Origin of the sequence: Yeosuana marina, from assembly GCF_011762485.1 — a bacterium.
GTDB classification, from domain to species: Bacteria; Bacteroidota; Bacteroidia; order Flavobacteriales; family Flavobacteriaceae; genus Yeosuana; species Yeosuana marina.
On sequence record NZ_JAAKGI010000037.1, the window covers coordinates 194,816 to 209,994 of the forward strand.

Here is a 15,179-nt window from a genome sequence, read left to right on the forward strand (position 1 = left end):
TTATACGTTTTGTAGTTGGTTTTTATAGGTTGCTAGAATATCGTTTTCAAAACGTTTGTAAAATTCGGGGTCGAAATTGGCATCGCTCAAATGATTTATAACAAAATCAATAGTACGCTTTTCTGTTAGCCATGTGTCAAAGGTTTCGTGTCGCATGCGTATTCCGAAGGTATTAATCCCTATAAATTCATGGGTAATGGTATTATATTCAATGGTTATGCATTTGGTGTTGTCTGCGTGTTTCCAATGAAAGTGCGCATGATTCTCCTTTGGTTTTGCAAATACCCAACCGTAGGTCTGGTATTCAATATCAAAAAACTTAGCAGAGTTAAACCAATGCCCAGGATTATAGGTCATCTTATTTCTACAGATGGTTTGAGCAATGACTTCTCCCATCATGCGTCCCGTATACCAAACGGCTTCAATGGGTTTTCTGTTTCCAATGGCTTCACGTTGCTCGGCACAATCACCAATTGCATATACATCAGGTATATTGGTTTCAAGATATCTGTTGACTAATACACCTCTGTTGGTTTCAATTTTAGAGGACGTAATAAATTCAATATTTGGTGACACACCAGCTGTAAGTCCAACTAAATTACAAGGAATTTCTTCACCCGTTTCTTTGATAATGATTGATTTTACGCGTCCGTTTTCATCAGAAATAATTTCTTTTAAATTTGATGATAAACGTAAATCAATGTGATGACTTTTAATATGTTCGTTAATCATAGTACTTTCACCTTCAGGCAAAACACCGTTCCAAAAGCTAGATTCTCTTACTAAAAAGGTAACAGGAATTTGTCTTGAACTCAACATTTCAGCAAGTTCAATACCAATTAAACCACCACCAATAATTACGGCGCGTTTACATAGCTTATTGTTTGGGGCAAGCTTTTCAAGATTTTCTAAATCTTGTTTATTGTACATACCCAAAACACCGTTTAAATCTTGTCCAGGCCAGCCAAACTTATTGGGTTTGCTGCCCGTTGCGATAATAAGTTTATCATAGTTTAAAGTGTTGCCATTTTCAAAGACAAGTGTTTTATGGTCGGTGTCTATGGTTTTTACAAAGCCATTTACAAGATCAATCTTATTTTTTTTCCAAAACCAATTTTCATAAGGTTGTGTGTGTTCAAATTTCATATGTCCCATATACACGTACATAAGGGCTGTACGCGAGAAAAAATAGTCTGATTCAGCAGAAATAATGGTAATTTGTTTGTTGGAAAGTTTTCTTATATACCTAGCGGCTGTCACACCCGAAATTCCATTTCCAATAATAACAACATGATCCATAACAATTTATATAATATATGGTTTTGTCGTAAGATTTGTTAAAACCTTAATAACATTCCATCAGTTTGTTTAAATTTAGATATTAATTTAAACTTATGAAGTTAATTTATGTATTTTGTTTAGTCGTATTGTTGAGCCGTTGCGCAATGATGCCTTCTGATCAAACAAAAATAAACGGTGTAAGTTATGTGGCTTCAAGGGATTTTATCTCAGAAAAGCATGTAAAACCATTGCTAAAAATTCATGCTAATTACGCATCTATTATGCCTTTTGGGTTTATACGAGATGTATCACATCCAGACATTCAATATAATTCAAAAAGGCAATGGTTTGGAGAAACAAAAGTAGGGGTGAAACAATATATTAAGGTTTTAAAAGATGAAAGAATTCATATTATGTTAAAACCTCAAATTTGGGTTTGGCGAGGCGAGTTTACAGGAGGTATTCAAATGAAAACGGAAGATGATTGGAAGATTTTAGAAGCATCATATAGCCAGTTTATTTTAGATTATGCTGAACTAGCTCGAGAAACTAACGTTGATATTTTTTGTATTGGAACAGAATTGGAGGGTTTTATTGAAGGACGACCTGATTATTGGAAACATTTAATTACTGAAATTCGGAAAATTTACAAAGGAAAGTTAACCTATGCAGCGAATTGGAATGAATATACAAAAACGCCTTTTTGGAATGATTTAGATTATATAGGAATTGATGGGTATTTCCCTGTAAGTAATTTAAAAACACCAACAGTCGCAGATTGTAAATTAGGATTAAAACCTTGGAAAAATGAAATAAAAAAGTATCATGACATATATAATAAACCTATTTTGTTTACAGAATTTGGTTATAGAAGTATGAACTTTACAGGAAAAGAACCATGGCGTTCTGATCGTGGAATTGATGAGGTAAACCTCGAAGCTCAAGCTAATGCTACTCAAGCTTTTTTTGAAACGTTTTGGTATGAAGACTGGGTGTCAGGTGGTTTTGTTTGGAAATGGTATCATGAACACGAACGTGCAGGTGGGCCTAATGACCCACGTTTTACACCACAAAACAAACCTACAGAAAAAATTATTCAGGATTTTTATTCAAAACATTAAGTAATATGCTTTTTATAGTATGAGTGCAATTCATTTGCATTAGCACCAAACCAATGTTTTAAGTGAATCATAAAAAAATGACACTGTAATTTCCAAACACCATGAGTTTCATATTTTCTTGCTGATGTTATGATGGACTTTTGAATCACTTTAAATTGATTTAAAGCGTATAATTTTTTTATAATTATATTGTCTTCGTAAATAATGTAACGTTCGTCAAATCCGCCAATATCTTGAAACAAAGATTTTTTTATAAATAAACTTTGGTCGCCTCCTCGGCAAATGTTCCAAGAGAATTTTGTAAACCATCCAGCAAGTTTTAGCCACCAATGATCACTCTTAAATTTCATTTTAAAACAGCCCGCATAATTGCCTTTCTCTACGGAATCTATAATTAGATTGTCAAAATTTTTTGGAGGAAACGAATCAGCATGTAAAAAATAGAGTATCTCGCCTTTGGCGTGTTTTGAACCAACATTCATTTGCTTGGCACGTCCTTTTTCCGAAGGAATTAAAATAACATTTTTAAAATTAGAAACGATGTCTTTCGAGGTGTCGGTGCTGCCACCATCAACCACAATAATGTCATGAATATTTTGAGCAGAACTAGATGCAATAAGATGATTGAGCAGTTTTTCTATTGTTTCGGCTTCATTAAATATGGGAATGATGATGGATATTTTAGTCATTTAAATCCCAATTGTAGTCTTTGAATTTGATTTTAGCATCATTTGAAATTTGAATGTCTGAGTAAACATTTAAAAAGTCAATGAGTGAACCATGTTTTGTAAAATCAGAACCAAACCATTTAAATATTTTTGATAATTCTAAGTTGCTTGTTGAGATAGAGTTTTTAGTAGTGTCATTTAAAAAATCTTTTGTAGCTTGCGTTAGTTGATCTTCTAAATTTTTAGCAGTATATGCTTTGTTCAATAATTTCGGACAAGAAACGGAGGCGCAAACAATAGCGAAATGAATTCTGGGTTTGTCCATTTTTCTTAGGATATTGTGCTCAATCTCATCTAGATTGTATTTGATATCAACGGATTTCCAGAGACGTTGTTGCCACGGATTTTTGATATCTTTAATGCTTTTTACGGGATAATTACGTAAAATTAAATCAATGGTTAACGCATTATAGGCATTAATCCAATAGGCTAGCTTTTCTTCTTTTGGAAGGGATTCAAACGCTTTATTTTTATGCATCAAACTTAAAACATAAATGTAATCCAGCAATTTTTTGTGTTCTGATTTAAACGATTTATAATTAACATGTCCATTGCTAGAAACATGTTTTTGCAATAATTCATCCCACAATTCATGAGGTTCTAAAAACCTTTTTTTAAGTATTTGGTTGAAACCATTGGTAGTAACGATCGAATCATTATGAGTTTGAAAAGTTTTAATAGTATCTGTATTTTGACTATATGATGCGCTACTTAAAAGAAATATAAAACAAACAATAGTCAATATTTTCATGATTCTTTATTTAGGTAAATCGAATTAATAATTCATCTCTAAAGCATATTAACAACAACCGCCACCATCGTAATGATAGGTGGATTTACTAATAAAAATATCTTCTCTTTTTAGTGAGGTTAATGCTCCTGCTGTTTTATCACAAACGGCTAATGGTTGATTTTTAATTAATACATGTCCGGCTTTGTCGTCAAAATAATCGTCTTCTCCATAATAAATAGCTGCTTTTCCTGTAAATATACAAGGGCCATCATTTGGCATAGGGTCTTTTATAGCCGCTACTTCAATAGATTCTATATAAATTAAGTCGTCAGTTGGGTAGTGTTTCGGATCAAGAATTCTGTAAGGTTTTCTTGCTCTAATTTCAATAGTGCCAAAACCAGCATCGGTTAAAGCTTTTACGTACTCAGCAATTGATAAGCTTCCACTAAGGCATAAAGCCCGAAGTCGCTCATCGTTTCTTAGCGCATCATTCATGGGTTGTTCGCAGGTTGGGTCGCTCATAACTAATTTTCCGTGAGGTTTTAATACGCGATACATTTCTGCAATGGCTTGTTTTAAATCATCAGCTTTAAAAATGTTAAACAAACAGTTTTGTGCGGCAACATCAATGCTGTTATCTTCAACAGGAAGACGCATCGCATCGCCTTTTTTTAACTCGACAAAATCAGATTTAAACCATGGATTTAGGGCTTCTGCTTCCTTAAAATTTTTACGCGACGCTTCTAACATTTCATCAACCACATCGATACCAACAACACCATTTTTTTGACGATTAAAATACGCAAACTGTAATAATTCCATACCACCTCCAACACCAACGTAGAGCATTTTAGGATTGTTGGTTAAATCTCTTGCATGAACCGTGCTGCCACAGCCATAATTCATTTCCTGCATGATTTTAGGAATTTTTAAACCTGGCAATTCCCAAATAGGGTTTGTGGTACAGCATAGTCCAACATCTGGTGTTAAAGCTGCATCTTTATATACGTTATGGGTGGTTTCTAAATAGCTCATTTTTTTAGATATTAGATTGCTTCGCTGTTAGATAATAGATTTTAGGTTTTGTTTTATTTTGAAGAATCAATCATGAAACTCCTTTATTTTTGATTGTCTTGGGAGACATTCGAAAGATTTTGAATGAGGCTATAATGTTTTAATTAATTCTTTAAAAAGCGTAATCATATGCGGCTCTGCTTTCCCTGCCATAGCTAGTAATTCAGAAATAACAACGGGTTTTAAGTTGTTTGGGTCGCATTCATCTGTTAAAACTGACACGGCTGCTGCTTTTAATTTTAGGTGATTAGCGACGATAATTTCAGGAACCGTACTCATGCCAACGGCATCGGCTCCTATAGTTTTTAACATTCTGTATTCTGCACGTGTTTCTAGCTGAGGTCCAACCACACTTGCATAAACACCCTCGTGTAACGTAATTTTATGGTCTTTAGCTATTTGCTTAAATGTTGAATTTATAGCATCATTGTAGGGTGCACTCATATCTGTAAAACGTTCTCCTAAGTGCTCTACACCGTTAAAAGCTAGTGGCGAACTTCCTTGCAAATTAATATGATCTTCAATGAGCATGAGTTCTCCCTTTTTAAAATTCAGATTAATGGCACCAGCTGCATTTGATACTAAAAGCGTATGGATACCTAACTTTTCCATAATACGAACCGGATAGGTGACATCTTGTAGCGAGTACCCTTCATAGATATGAAAGCGGCCTTGCATGATAATTACTTTTTTGCCTTCTAAATTTCCGTAGATAAGTTTGCCTTTATGAAATTCGACGGTTGCTGTTGGGAAATTCGGAATATGGTTATAGCTCACTTCGTGCAGGATGTCAATTTCATCAACAAGTTGTCCTAAACCTGTTCCTAATATGATGCCGATTTCTGGTTTATCAAAACCTTTTGAAATAAGGTAATTGGTAGTTTCAGTTATATACTTAATCATTTTGTTTGGTAAAATTTATTGAATTCTTTATAAGGTTTAATGTCTTCAAAGCTATCTATATCGTTTAACTCTTCAAGTAACCTAAAGGAACTATTTTGAATATCATTTAAGGTGTTTTCTAATACAGTAGAAGAGCCCCAATCTTTATTTTTAAAGATTTCTGAATGGACACTTTTCATTCCTAACAGGTAATACCCACCATCTTTTGCCGGACCAACAACAAAATCATTAGTATTTAATAGTTGAAATGCATCATGAATATGTTCGGTTGTGAGATCTAATAAATCACTTCCAATAATGATGATTTTTTCATAGCCCAATTGAAATAATTCTGAAAACGCATTTTCCATGCGAGCTCCTAAATCATAACCATATTGTAGTTTTTTTCTAAACACTTCAGAATTCCACACATCTTCTTTTTTTATGTTTTCTGAATAAAACACATAGCGGTCTGCTTTTACTGTTTTAGAAATTTCAGCAGTATGTTCAAGTAAAAACTTATAAATTTCTAAAGCTGCTTCATTTCCGATAGTTTTTGCTAATCGAGTTTTGCATTTACCTAGTTCTGGGTTTCTGGTAAAAATAATAAGCGCATTTTTTGAGGTTGGAAAATAAAAATTAGTTGCTAAATCATTATCAGAATCAGAATCTTTTGTGCTTAATAATCCCATTTTTAATATACTTTAATTCCACTTTTTAACCATTTACTCCATTCTTTTGAAAACACATGAACTTTATCAGTTTCTGTATTTGTAGAATCAAAAACTGGAAAATGGTTGTTTTTCCATTCAAATATACCGCCATAGAGATTAAAAACATGAGCGTATCCAGCTTTTTTTAGTTTAAAACCAATAGTTTCAGACCTGATGCCAATAGAGCAATACACAACAATAGTTTTGTTTTTATTAGGAAGTTTTTTAATAACAGAATCAACAGAAAAATTAGTATAACCAACATAAACAGCATTTTTTAAATGGCTTGTCTGGTATTCTTCTTTTTCTCTTGCGTCTAAAATAATAGCTTTGGTTTTAGGCATAGCTAATTCTTGAACTGATGTATAAGGTATGTTTTTAGTATTATACTTTTTAAGTAATTCTGGAAGCGATTCTTGAGCAAAACTGGAAACTGCAACAAAACAACAAAGTATAACCAACAACTTTTTCATAATTAAGCGACACTTCCTTGGCAGCTACTTCCTGCACCAGCAGTACAACCGTAACAATGTTGAGAAATAACGATGTCTCGATTAAAAAGTAAGTCTTCGTTATAGTCTGATATGTGTTTAACCGCACTATTTACAGGTAGTTCCAGCATTTGATTAAAATCGCAATCATATAAATAACCATCCCAACTTACCGATAAGGTGTTGGTACACATTACGTTTTTAACGGCAGCGGGATTGTAGGCTTCTACTAATGAGTACATATAGTCCTCATAATTATCAGAGGCAATTAAATAGTCTAAAAAGCGACTGATAGGTAGATTTGTTATAGCGAATAAATTATGGAATTGAATATTAAAATCTTCTAATAACGCTTTTTTGAAATCTCTTTCTAAAGATGTCTGACTGCTAGGTAAAAATGCCCCAGATGGATTGTAAACCAAATCTAAACGGAGATTACTGTCTGGCATTCCGTAGCCAATGGCATTGAGTTCTTTTAAGGCTTCAATAGATTGATTAAAAACACCAGAACCTCGTTGCTTATCTGTTTTACCGCGTGTCCAATGTGGCATGGAAGAAACCACGTGAACATTATGAGATTTAAAAAACTCTGGTAGATCTGCAAACCTTTTGTTGGCCTTAATAATGGTTAGATTAGAGCGAACAATAAAATCTTTGATGCCTACTTTGGACGCTTCATCTACAAACCAACGAAAATTAGGATTCATTTCTGGAGCACCTCCTGTTAAATCTAGCGTATGTGCGCCCGTTTTTTTTATGACTTCTAAACATTGAAGCATTGTTTCTTTAGTCATGATTTCTTTTCTGTCCGGGCCTGCATCCACATGACAATGTTGACATACTTGATTGCACATGTAGCCAACGTTTATTTGAAGAACTTCTAAGGTTTTTGCTTTTAATGGAAACTGATTAGTTTCAGCAATTTTTTCTGAGAATTTAGGTAAATCGCCACTTTGAAAAATACCGTTTGATAAAATTTCAAGCTGCCGTTTACTATTTGCTAATTCGCTTTCGCGTTTGTGTAAAGATGTTGTTGCCAATACTAAAAATGCTTTGAGATATGTATAATAAGACGTTTAAATTTTTAAAACTTACATTTCAAGTTTGTTAACTTTATTCATCATTTGTACACCATGAACTAGTGATGCACCTCCACGAATAGCCGCAGCCACATGAAGAGCTTCCATCATTTCCTCTTTGGTAATGCCACGTTGTAGGCCATCACCAGTGTAAGCATCAATACAATAAGGACATTGAATAGTATGCGCAACAGCTAATGCTATCAAAGATTTTTCGCGTTCAGACAAAGCACCTTCTTCAAACACTTTTCCGTAATAATCAAAGAATTTTTTACCTAATTCTTCATTCCAATCAGATATTTTTCCAAATTTTTTTAAGTCGGCTGGATCGTAGTATGTTTTTTGCATTAGATTGTATTTTTCAATAAAGATATGAATCTAATTCCATAAGTCGTGCAGGTAAATAAAACTTACAAAACATATTGAAGTTAAAATTGCTAAACTTCCTCTTTGAGTTTATCAATTTCAGTTTCTATAAATTGCATATTTGAAATATCAATATCTATATGCCTTAAAGCGGCTTCCATAGTGCTAAAAACCTCGTAATTTAAATTTGTAAAATTGTCGTTGAGTCTATAGAGAGTAGCGCTAGTAACTTGATTAGGATTTGAGGTTAACAGTGCCATGTTTTTTTTTGTATCATTAAGAATGTCTTGTACCCAATTGCCATAACGTTGAAGCTCATTTGGAGTCATTTTTACATCAGCAAGTCTTAAATCTATAATAACATTATATTCAGGATTATATTTACTATCATTAATGATAGTTTGTTTCAATTTTTTTATTCCTTCAAATGTTAAATCATTTTGGTGGAATTGTATAATTAAATTTAGATTACTTATAATTAAATATTTATAAAAACCTGACATTACGTGATAATTGAGTTGGCTCTTCAAGATACGTAAAAATTAGCGTGATATCAATTTTTTCAGGATTAATATATCTACTAGTTTTAATAAATTTAATTACTGTTAAATTAACTAGTTTTGGTAGTAAGTTTTTTTAATTATTTATTTTAGTTGTAAATAGTGTCATATTTCTTAAGATAATGAGATTTAATATAAAATTTGCTTTATTCTTTCTAGTGTTTTTATCGTTAAAGGTAGAAGCGCAATACACGCCTTTTTTTCAAAATTTTTCACTATCAGAATATAATGCTGGCAATCAAAACTGGGGTGTTTCTAGGGCAGACAATGGTAAGCTTTATGTCGCAAATAATAATGGATTATTAGAGTATGACGGTTTAAAATGGAATTTTATCCAACTGCCAAACAAAACAACTATTAGATCTGTTTTGGCCTATAAGGGTTTAATATACACAGGGTCTTATGAAGAATTTGGTTATTGGAAAGAAAACTCGAAAGGCGTATTGGTTTACACATCTTTAATAAACTTGGTAAAAGAAAATATTTCACCTAATGAAGAAATTTGGCAAATTCTACCCTATAAAGACGGCATAGTTTTTAGGTCATTTCAAAATATTTATCTCTATAAATTTAAAGGAAATATTACAAAGATTGAACCTCAATCTACCGTATTATCATGCAGTGTAGTTGATGGCAGGCTATATGTGGCTACACTGAACCACGGTATTTTTGAGCTTCAAAACAATACCTTAGTATTAAAAATAATGGATAAAGTACTTGAAAACACTAAGGTTTTATCAATTACTAATTATAAAGGAAAATTACTATTAGCTACGTCATTAAAAGGCTGCTATGTTGTTGAAAAGAACAAAACAATTACACCGTTACAATTTGAAATTAATACACTAATAAAACAACATTTACTCAATTGTTTTTCTGTATTAAATAATGGCAATATGGTTTTTGGAACCATTAAAGACGGTGTTTATGTTACAGATAGTAATGGGAAGGTTATTTTTCATATAAATAAAGAAAATGGATTAATAAATAATACCATTTTAAGTCAGTGTTTAGATAAGGAGAACAAACTTTGGTTAGGGTTAGATAACGGAATTGCATTTGTTGATTTAAATGGACATAATTATTTTTATAAAGATGTATCTGGAAGGCTGGGAGCTGTTTATGATGTTATAAAATTTAACAATGTAATATATTTAGGTAGTAACACGGGATTATTCTATTTAGACAAAGACAATAAATTACAATTTATTAAAGGTTCTCAAGGGCAAGTTTGGTATTTAAAAGAGATTGATGGTGATCTTTTTTGTGGACATAACGAAGGAACATTTTTGGTAAAAGACTATAAGCTTAACTTAATATCTCCTGTAACTGGTGGTTGGGATATTAAAAAAGTTCCTGATTTATCTGATACGTATATTCAAAGTACTTATGCCGGCTTAGTAAGATTTACAAAAGAAAATAATAGTTGGGATGCTAAGTATTTAGAAGGAACTACCATGCCAATTAGATCGTTAGTGTTTCAAGATAAAAACACGGCTTGGGCAGCTCATGCGTACAAAGGATTGTATAAAATTAAATTTAATGATACTTGTGATTCAATTGTTAACATATCCGATTATGTTAAAAAGGGCATTAAATCAGATTATAATGTACGGGTTTATAAAATTAAAAACGACATCTGTTTAAAGACAAATAACGAATGGCTAAAATATGATCCGTTTACTGATAGTATTATACCTCATAAATTTTTAAATGATAATTTAGGGAAAGACTCCTATATTATTTCTGAAGACAACATGGATATTTTGGCATTTAAAAACAGTCAAGATATTATTACGTTTAAATCATTCACCAATGAAAACAAGAATTTTTCATTATTAAGAAACTTTTTTGCAAATAGACTCATAGTTGGAAATGAAAGAATCTCTAAGATTTCTGATTCAACTTATGCCTTAAATTTAAATGATGGTTTTATGATTATTGATGCTAGGTTTAAACCAAAATCTAAGTTATTAAGTCCTATCATAGAATCAATTCAGGTCGATGATAAATTAATAGACATTAATAAAAATGTTGCAGTAGTTATTGATTTAAATAATAGAGTGGCTATCAGTGTTGCTTCTCCAAAATCAAGCAATCATTTTTTTGAATATGCCATAGCAGAGCAAGATTCAACGAAGTGGACTCAGTTAGATAAAAACAAATTAGAATTAGCAAATTTAAAGGATGGAATGTATTCTGTTTTGTTTAGAACCAATAATAATTTCGAAGTACCCTCGCCATCAACCAAAATAAAACTCAAAGTATTACCGCCATGGTATAAAGATACTTTAGGATTCGTTTTATATTCAAGTTTAGCGATTCTTATTTTAGTTCTGGTATACATATTTAACCAAAGAAAAACTAAAAGAGAACAACGGTTATTAAAAATAAAATATGCTAAGGAACAACAAGAGATTTTAAGGCAAAAGACATTAGATAATGAAAAACGAATTGTTCAATTAAAAAATGAAGCGCTACAGAATGAAGTTAAATTAAAAAGTAAGCAATTGGCTAATACAGCCATGGCTTTGGTTAAAAAAAATGAAACGTTACAAGATATTAAAAAAGAATTATCAATAAATAAAAGCAGTTTTGATAATCAATATTCTTTTAAAAAGATTCTAAAAAAAGTTGATAGCTCTATTGCTCATAAAGATGAATGGAAGGTTTTTGAATACAATTTTAATCAGGTACATGAAGATTTTTTCAAGATTCTTAAAGGAAAACATCCTATTCTAACTTCAAAAGATTTAAGAGTTTGCGCCTACATCAAAATGAACTTATCTAATAAAGAAATTGCGCCTTTAATGAATGTATCTGTAAGAGGCTTAGAAACACATAGATATAGATTGAAAAAGAAACTAAATCTAGAAAGTGATATTTCTGTAGTCGATTATCTGATGAATCTTGAATAAAGCACATTTAAAAATACGCTATTCTTAATTTTTTTTACGTCATTACTACGTCATATAACGTTTTCTTATTGAATTTTACTCACTTTTATTGGGATTTATCATACGTCATTTGTAGTTTTTACTCATAAACTAGTTAATGACGTATTTAAAGTGTAAATGCTTTTTACTTATAAACTTAAATTCCTTTTACCTTGTACTCAACTAAATTAATACTAACATATATATGAAAACAAAAATTATTTTATTCTTATTCTTTCTCATTTCTGTTAGTGGCTTCGCCCAAAATATAACAGTTTCGGGAACAGTTACTGGATCGGAAGATAATATGCCTATACCAGGTGTTAATATTCTAGTAAAAGGAACAATTAGAGGAGTAAGTACCGATTTTGACGGTAATTACTCTATACAAGTTAGTCAGGGGGAAATCCTTGAATTTAGTTCCATCGGACTAAAAACAAAAACAATTACGGTAGGTGACCAGACTATAATTAATGTCGTGCTTGATACCGATATTGAGTCTTTGAGTGAAGTTGTTGTTGTGGGATATGGAACAGCAAAAAAGAGAGATCTTACTGGTTCAATTGTTAGGGTTGACGGCGATATAGTTGCAGACAAACCCAATGCAAATCCAATCGCTTCTTTACAGGGTAGAGTAGCTGGTTTATCGGTAGTTAATTCTGGACAGCCTGGACAAGAGCCAGATATTCGTATTAGGGGTACAGTAAGTAGGAATCAAACCAAACCTTTATATGTAGTTGATGGAATTTTTAGTGAGGATATTAGCTATATAAACCCAAATGACATTGAGTCTATTGAGTTGTTAAAAGATCCGTCATCTTTGGCCATATTTGGTGTAAGGGGAGCTAATGGTGTTATACTAGTTACCACTAAGAAAGCAAAGGAAGGAAAACTAAATATTGTTTTTTCGGCTTCAACCGGATTTAAAAATATTACTGGGAAACCTGACTTGGCAGATGCAGATTTGTTTAAAACCTTATATAATGAACGATTGGTTAATGACGGCGCAGCTCCTTATGGTTTCTATAACCTTTTTAATGGGAATACAAATTGGATTGACCAAATCACAAATAATGGTGCAACAGTCCAAAACACCAATTTAAGTATTCAAAGCGGTAATGAATCAAATAGAATAAGCATTGGTTTAGGATATATAGAAGAAGAAGGGATTATCCAAAATGAAAAATTACAAAAAGTAACTTTTAATATCAATGATGAAGTTAATATTTCAAAAAATTTAAAAGTAGGAATAGGTATTAACGGCGTAAAATCTAAATTACCAAATCTTGGTAATTATTCGTCTGCTTTAAATGCCACACCCATCGTAAGTCCTTTTAATTCAGATGGTATTTATAACCAATTACCTACTGCAATTGGTGGAGCCCAAATAGGAAATCCGCTGCTCGTTGTAAACGAAAGATTGCCTAAAAATATTAATGATTCATACCGATTTGTCGGTAACATTTTTGCGGAGTTGAAATTTTTAAATGATTTCACTTTTAGAGCTGCATACTCTGGAAACTATAATGTTAGAAAAGGAAGAGGGTATTCTCCTCTTACACCTGTGTATGTTGCAGAAAGTGATGAAATCGCTAATTATTCAGGACAAATTTTAACAAGTGTATCACAATACAACGAAACCAAACAAGATTTTCAACAAGATTACTTGTTAACCTATACTAAAAAATTTGGAGATCATGGTATTACTGCGTTAGTGGGTTACACGACGTTTCAAGAATATCTAGAAAATATTAATGGCTCTGTAAGACAATTAGCAGGAGGAGATCCAATTCCAAACGATCCAAGATTTTGGTATTTAAATGTGTTCCCGTTTGGAGACCAAGATACAAGAGTCTCAAATTCAGAACAATGGGATAGAGCTACGACTTCTGGTTTATTCCGTGTTTTATATAACTACAAGAATAAATACATCTTAAACGGTTCATTTAGAAGAGATGCTTCTTCTGAATTACCAAAAGCAACCAGAGGTCAAAATTTTTGGTCATTAGGTGCAGCTTGGGAACTAAGTAAGGAACAATTCATGGATAATAGTTCAATAAATTACTTAAAAATCAAGGGGTCTTATGGAGAATTAGGAAACCAATATAACGCGGTACACTATCCATATTTACCTAATTATCAATTAGGCGCTTCTGCGGTATTAGGAAACCCTCAAAGTGTTATTCCTGCGTATGTTTTGGCATATAGAAATACAGATAATTTAAAATGGGAAACCATTACTTCTTATGAAGCAGGTTTTGAGATGGCTACTTTTGATAACAGATTAAAATTTGAAGCTACCTATTATAATAAATTAACAAAAGATTTATTGGTATTTGTTTCAAGTGGAAGTGATCAGTTTTATACAAATGCTGGTGAAATCGAAAACAAAGGTTTTGAATTTACATCGTCTTGGAATGATAACATAGGGTCTGATTTTCAATATTCAATAAGTGGAAATTTATCAACTATTAAAAATACAGTAAACTCAGTATTTGAACCTGGTTTTGAAGTTTTTTCAGGACCAACTCGTACACGCGCAGGCGATCCAATTGGTTCGTTTTACGGGTATGTAGTTGATGGGCTTTATCAATCAAATTTAGATATTCAAGCGTCTCCACCAAGTACATTAGGCGCTTATGTTCCGGGAGATTTTAAATATAAAGATGTTAATGGTGACGGCGAAATAACTCCTGATGACAGAACGGTAATAGGAAACCCAACTCCTGATTTTACTTATGGTATAAGTACAAATCTTTCATATAAAAACTTTTCTTTAGATATAGACATACAAGGTGTTTACGGAAATGAAGTCTGGAGAAATTGGGGTAACGGAAGTACGTTTGCTCAATTTAATTACAGAGCAGTTAGAGAAAATAGATGGATTGGTGCAGGGACATCAAACTGGGAACCCAGATTAACTGAAGCTTCTGGTTATAACAAGCTTAATTCCACTTACAATGTAGAGGATGGAAGTTATGTAAGAATCAGAAATATCCAATTGGCTTATAATTTTAAACCAAAGAGTATAAAAGGTATTGATTTTACTAACATGAGATTGTACATCAACGCACAAAACTTATATACTTGGAAACATAATTCTGGGTTTACTCCAGAAGCAGGTGGATCTCCAATTGAGTTTAGTATTGATAATGGAGGATATCCTTTACCAATGGTTACTAGCTTAGGTTTTAGCGTGTCATTTTAATAAAATT

General features: G+C 32.2%; 13 protein-coding genes. 3 read left to right on the plus strand and 10 right to left on the minus strand.

What is annotated here, in order from left to right; translation table 11 throughout:
• A complete protein-coding gene (locus tag G5V56_RS16570; protein ID WP_166967173.1) occupies positions 1-1,299 on the minus strand; it encodes an NAD(P)/FAD-dependent oxidoreductase in 1,299 nt (432 codons plus the stop codon).
• Between the two features lie 95 nt (positions 1,300-1,394).
• Between G5V56_RS16570 and G5V56_RS16575 the strand changes: the two genes are divergently transcribed.
• Positions 1,395-2,402 (plus strand): glycoside hydrolase family 113, encoded by a 1,008-nt coding sequence (locus G5V56_RS16575; RefSeq protein WP_166967175.1) that lies wholly within the window; start codon positions 1,395-1,397, stop codon positions 2,400-2,402.
• On the opposite strand, the gene G5V56_RS16580 is transcribed toward G5V56_RS16575, so the two are convergent.
• From G5V56_RS16580 to G5V56_RS16620, 9 genes are all read right to left on the minus strand, one after another.
• The gene (locus G5V56_RS16580) at positions 2,399-3,091 is read right to left on the minus strand and encodes a TIGR04283 family arsenosugar biosynthesis glycosyltransferase (protein WP_166967177.1); all 693 of its coding nucleotides are present in this window, start codon (positions 3,089-3,091) and stop codon (positions 2,399-2,401) included. The two genes, G5V56_RS16575 and G5V56_RS16580, sit on opposite strands and share 4 nt — an antisense overlap.
• Positions 3,084-3,881 (minus strand): DUF547 domain-containing protein, encoded by a 798-nt coding sequence (locus tag G5V56_RS16585; RefSeq protein ID WP_166967179.1) that lies wholly within the window; start codon positions 3,879-3,881, stop codon positions 3,084-3,086. Before G5V56_RS16585 ends, G5V56_RS16580 begins: the two co-directional genes overlap by 8 nt.
• Before the next feature lie 48 nt (positions 3,882-3,929).
• Entirely contained in the window at positions 3,930-4,898 is a 969-nt protein-coding gene (gene arsM / locus G5V56_RS16590; protein ID WP_166967181.1) for an arsenosugar biosynthesis arsenite methyltransferase ArsM, read from the minus strand.
• Positions 4,899-5,027: 129 nt separating this feature from the next.
• Positions 5,028-5,840 (minus strand): purine-nucleoside phosphorylase, encoded by an 813-nt coding sequence (locus G5V56_RS16595; RefSeq protein ID WP_166967183.1) that lies wholly within the window; start codon positions 5,838-5,840, stop codon positions 5,028-5,030.
• Positions 5,837-6,511, minus strand: coding sequence for a TIGR04282 family arsenosugar biosynthesis glycosyltransferase (locus G5V56_RS16600; protein WP_166967185.1), 675 nt, complete (start codon positions 6,509-6,511; stop codon positions 5,837-5,839). The genes G5V56_RS16595 and G5V56_RS16600 overlap by 4 nt, the downstream gene beginning before the upstream one ends.
• A 2-nt stretch (positions 6,512-6,513) precedes the next feature.
• Entirely contained in the window at positions 6,514-7,005 is a 492-nt protein-coding gene (locus G5V56_RS16605; RefSeq protein WP_166967187.1) for a rhodanese-like domain-containing protein, read from the minus strand.
• A gap of 2 nt (positions 7,006-7,007) precedes the next feature.
• Entirely contained in the window at positions 7,008-8,063 is a 1,056-nt protein-coding gene (gene arsS, locus G5V56_RS16610) for an arsenosugar biosynthesis radical SAM (seleno)protein ArsS (protein WP_166967189.1), read from the minus strand.
• Positions 8,064-8,114: 51 nt separating this feature from the next.
• On the minus strand, positions 8,115-8,450 hold the full coding sequence (locus G5V56_RS16615) for an arsenosugar biosynthesis-associated peroxidase-like protein (protein WP_166967191.1): 336 nt from the start codon (positions 8,448-8,450) through the stop codon (positions 8,115-8,117).
• 89 nt (positions 8,451-8,539) lie between these two features.
• Positions 8,540-8,878, minus strand: a complete 339-nt coding sequence (locus G5V56_RS16620) for a hypothetical protein (RefSeq protein ID WP_166967193.1) — start codon at positions 8,876-8,878, stop codon at positions 8,540-8,542.
• Between the two features lie 272 nt (positions 8,879-9,150).
• Here G5V56_RS16620 and G5V56_RS16625 point away from each other — a divergent pair, with 272 nt between their 5' ends.
• Positions 9,151-11,946 carry a helix-turn-helix and ligand-binding sensor domain-containing protein gene (locus G5V56_RS16625; protein WP_166967195.1) on the plus strand — a complete coding sequence of 932 codons (2,796 nt, stop codon included), beginning with the start codon at positions 9,151-9,153 and terminating at the stop codon, positions 11,944-11,946.
• Positions 11,947-12,169: 223 nt separating this feature from the next.
• Positions 12,170-15,172: a SusC/RagA family TonB-linked outer membrane protein gene (locus tag G5V56_RS16630; RefSeq protein WP_166967197.1), complete on the plus strand. Its 3,003-nt coding sequence runs from the start codon at positions 12,170-12,172 to the stop codon at positions 15,170-15,172.
• Positions 15,173-15,179 lie beyond the last annotated feature (7 nt).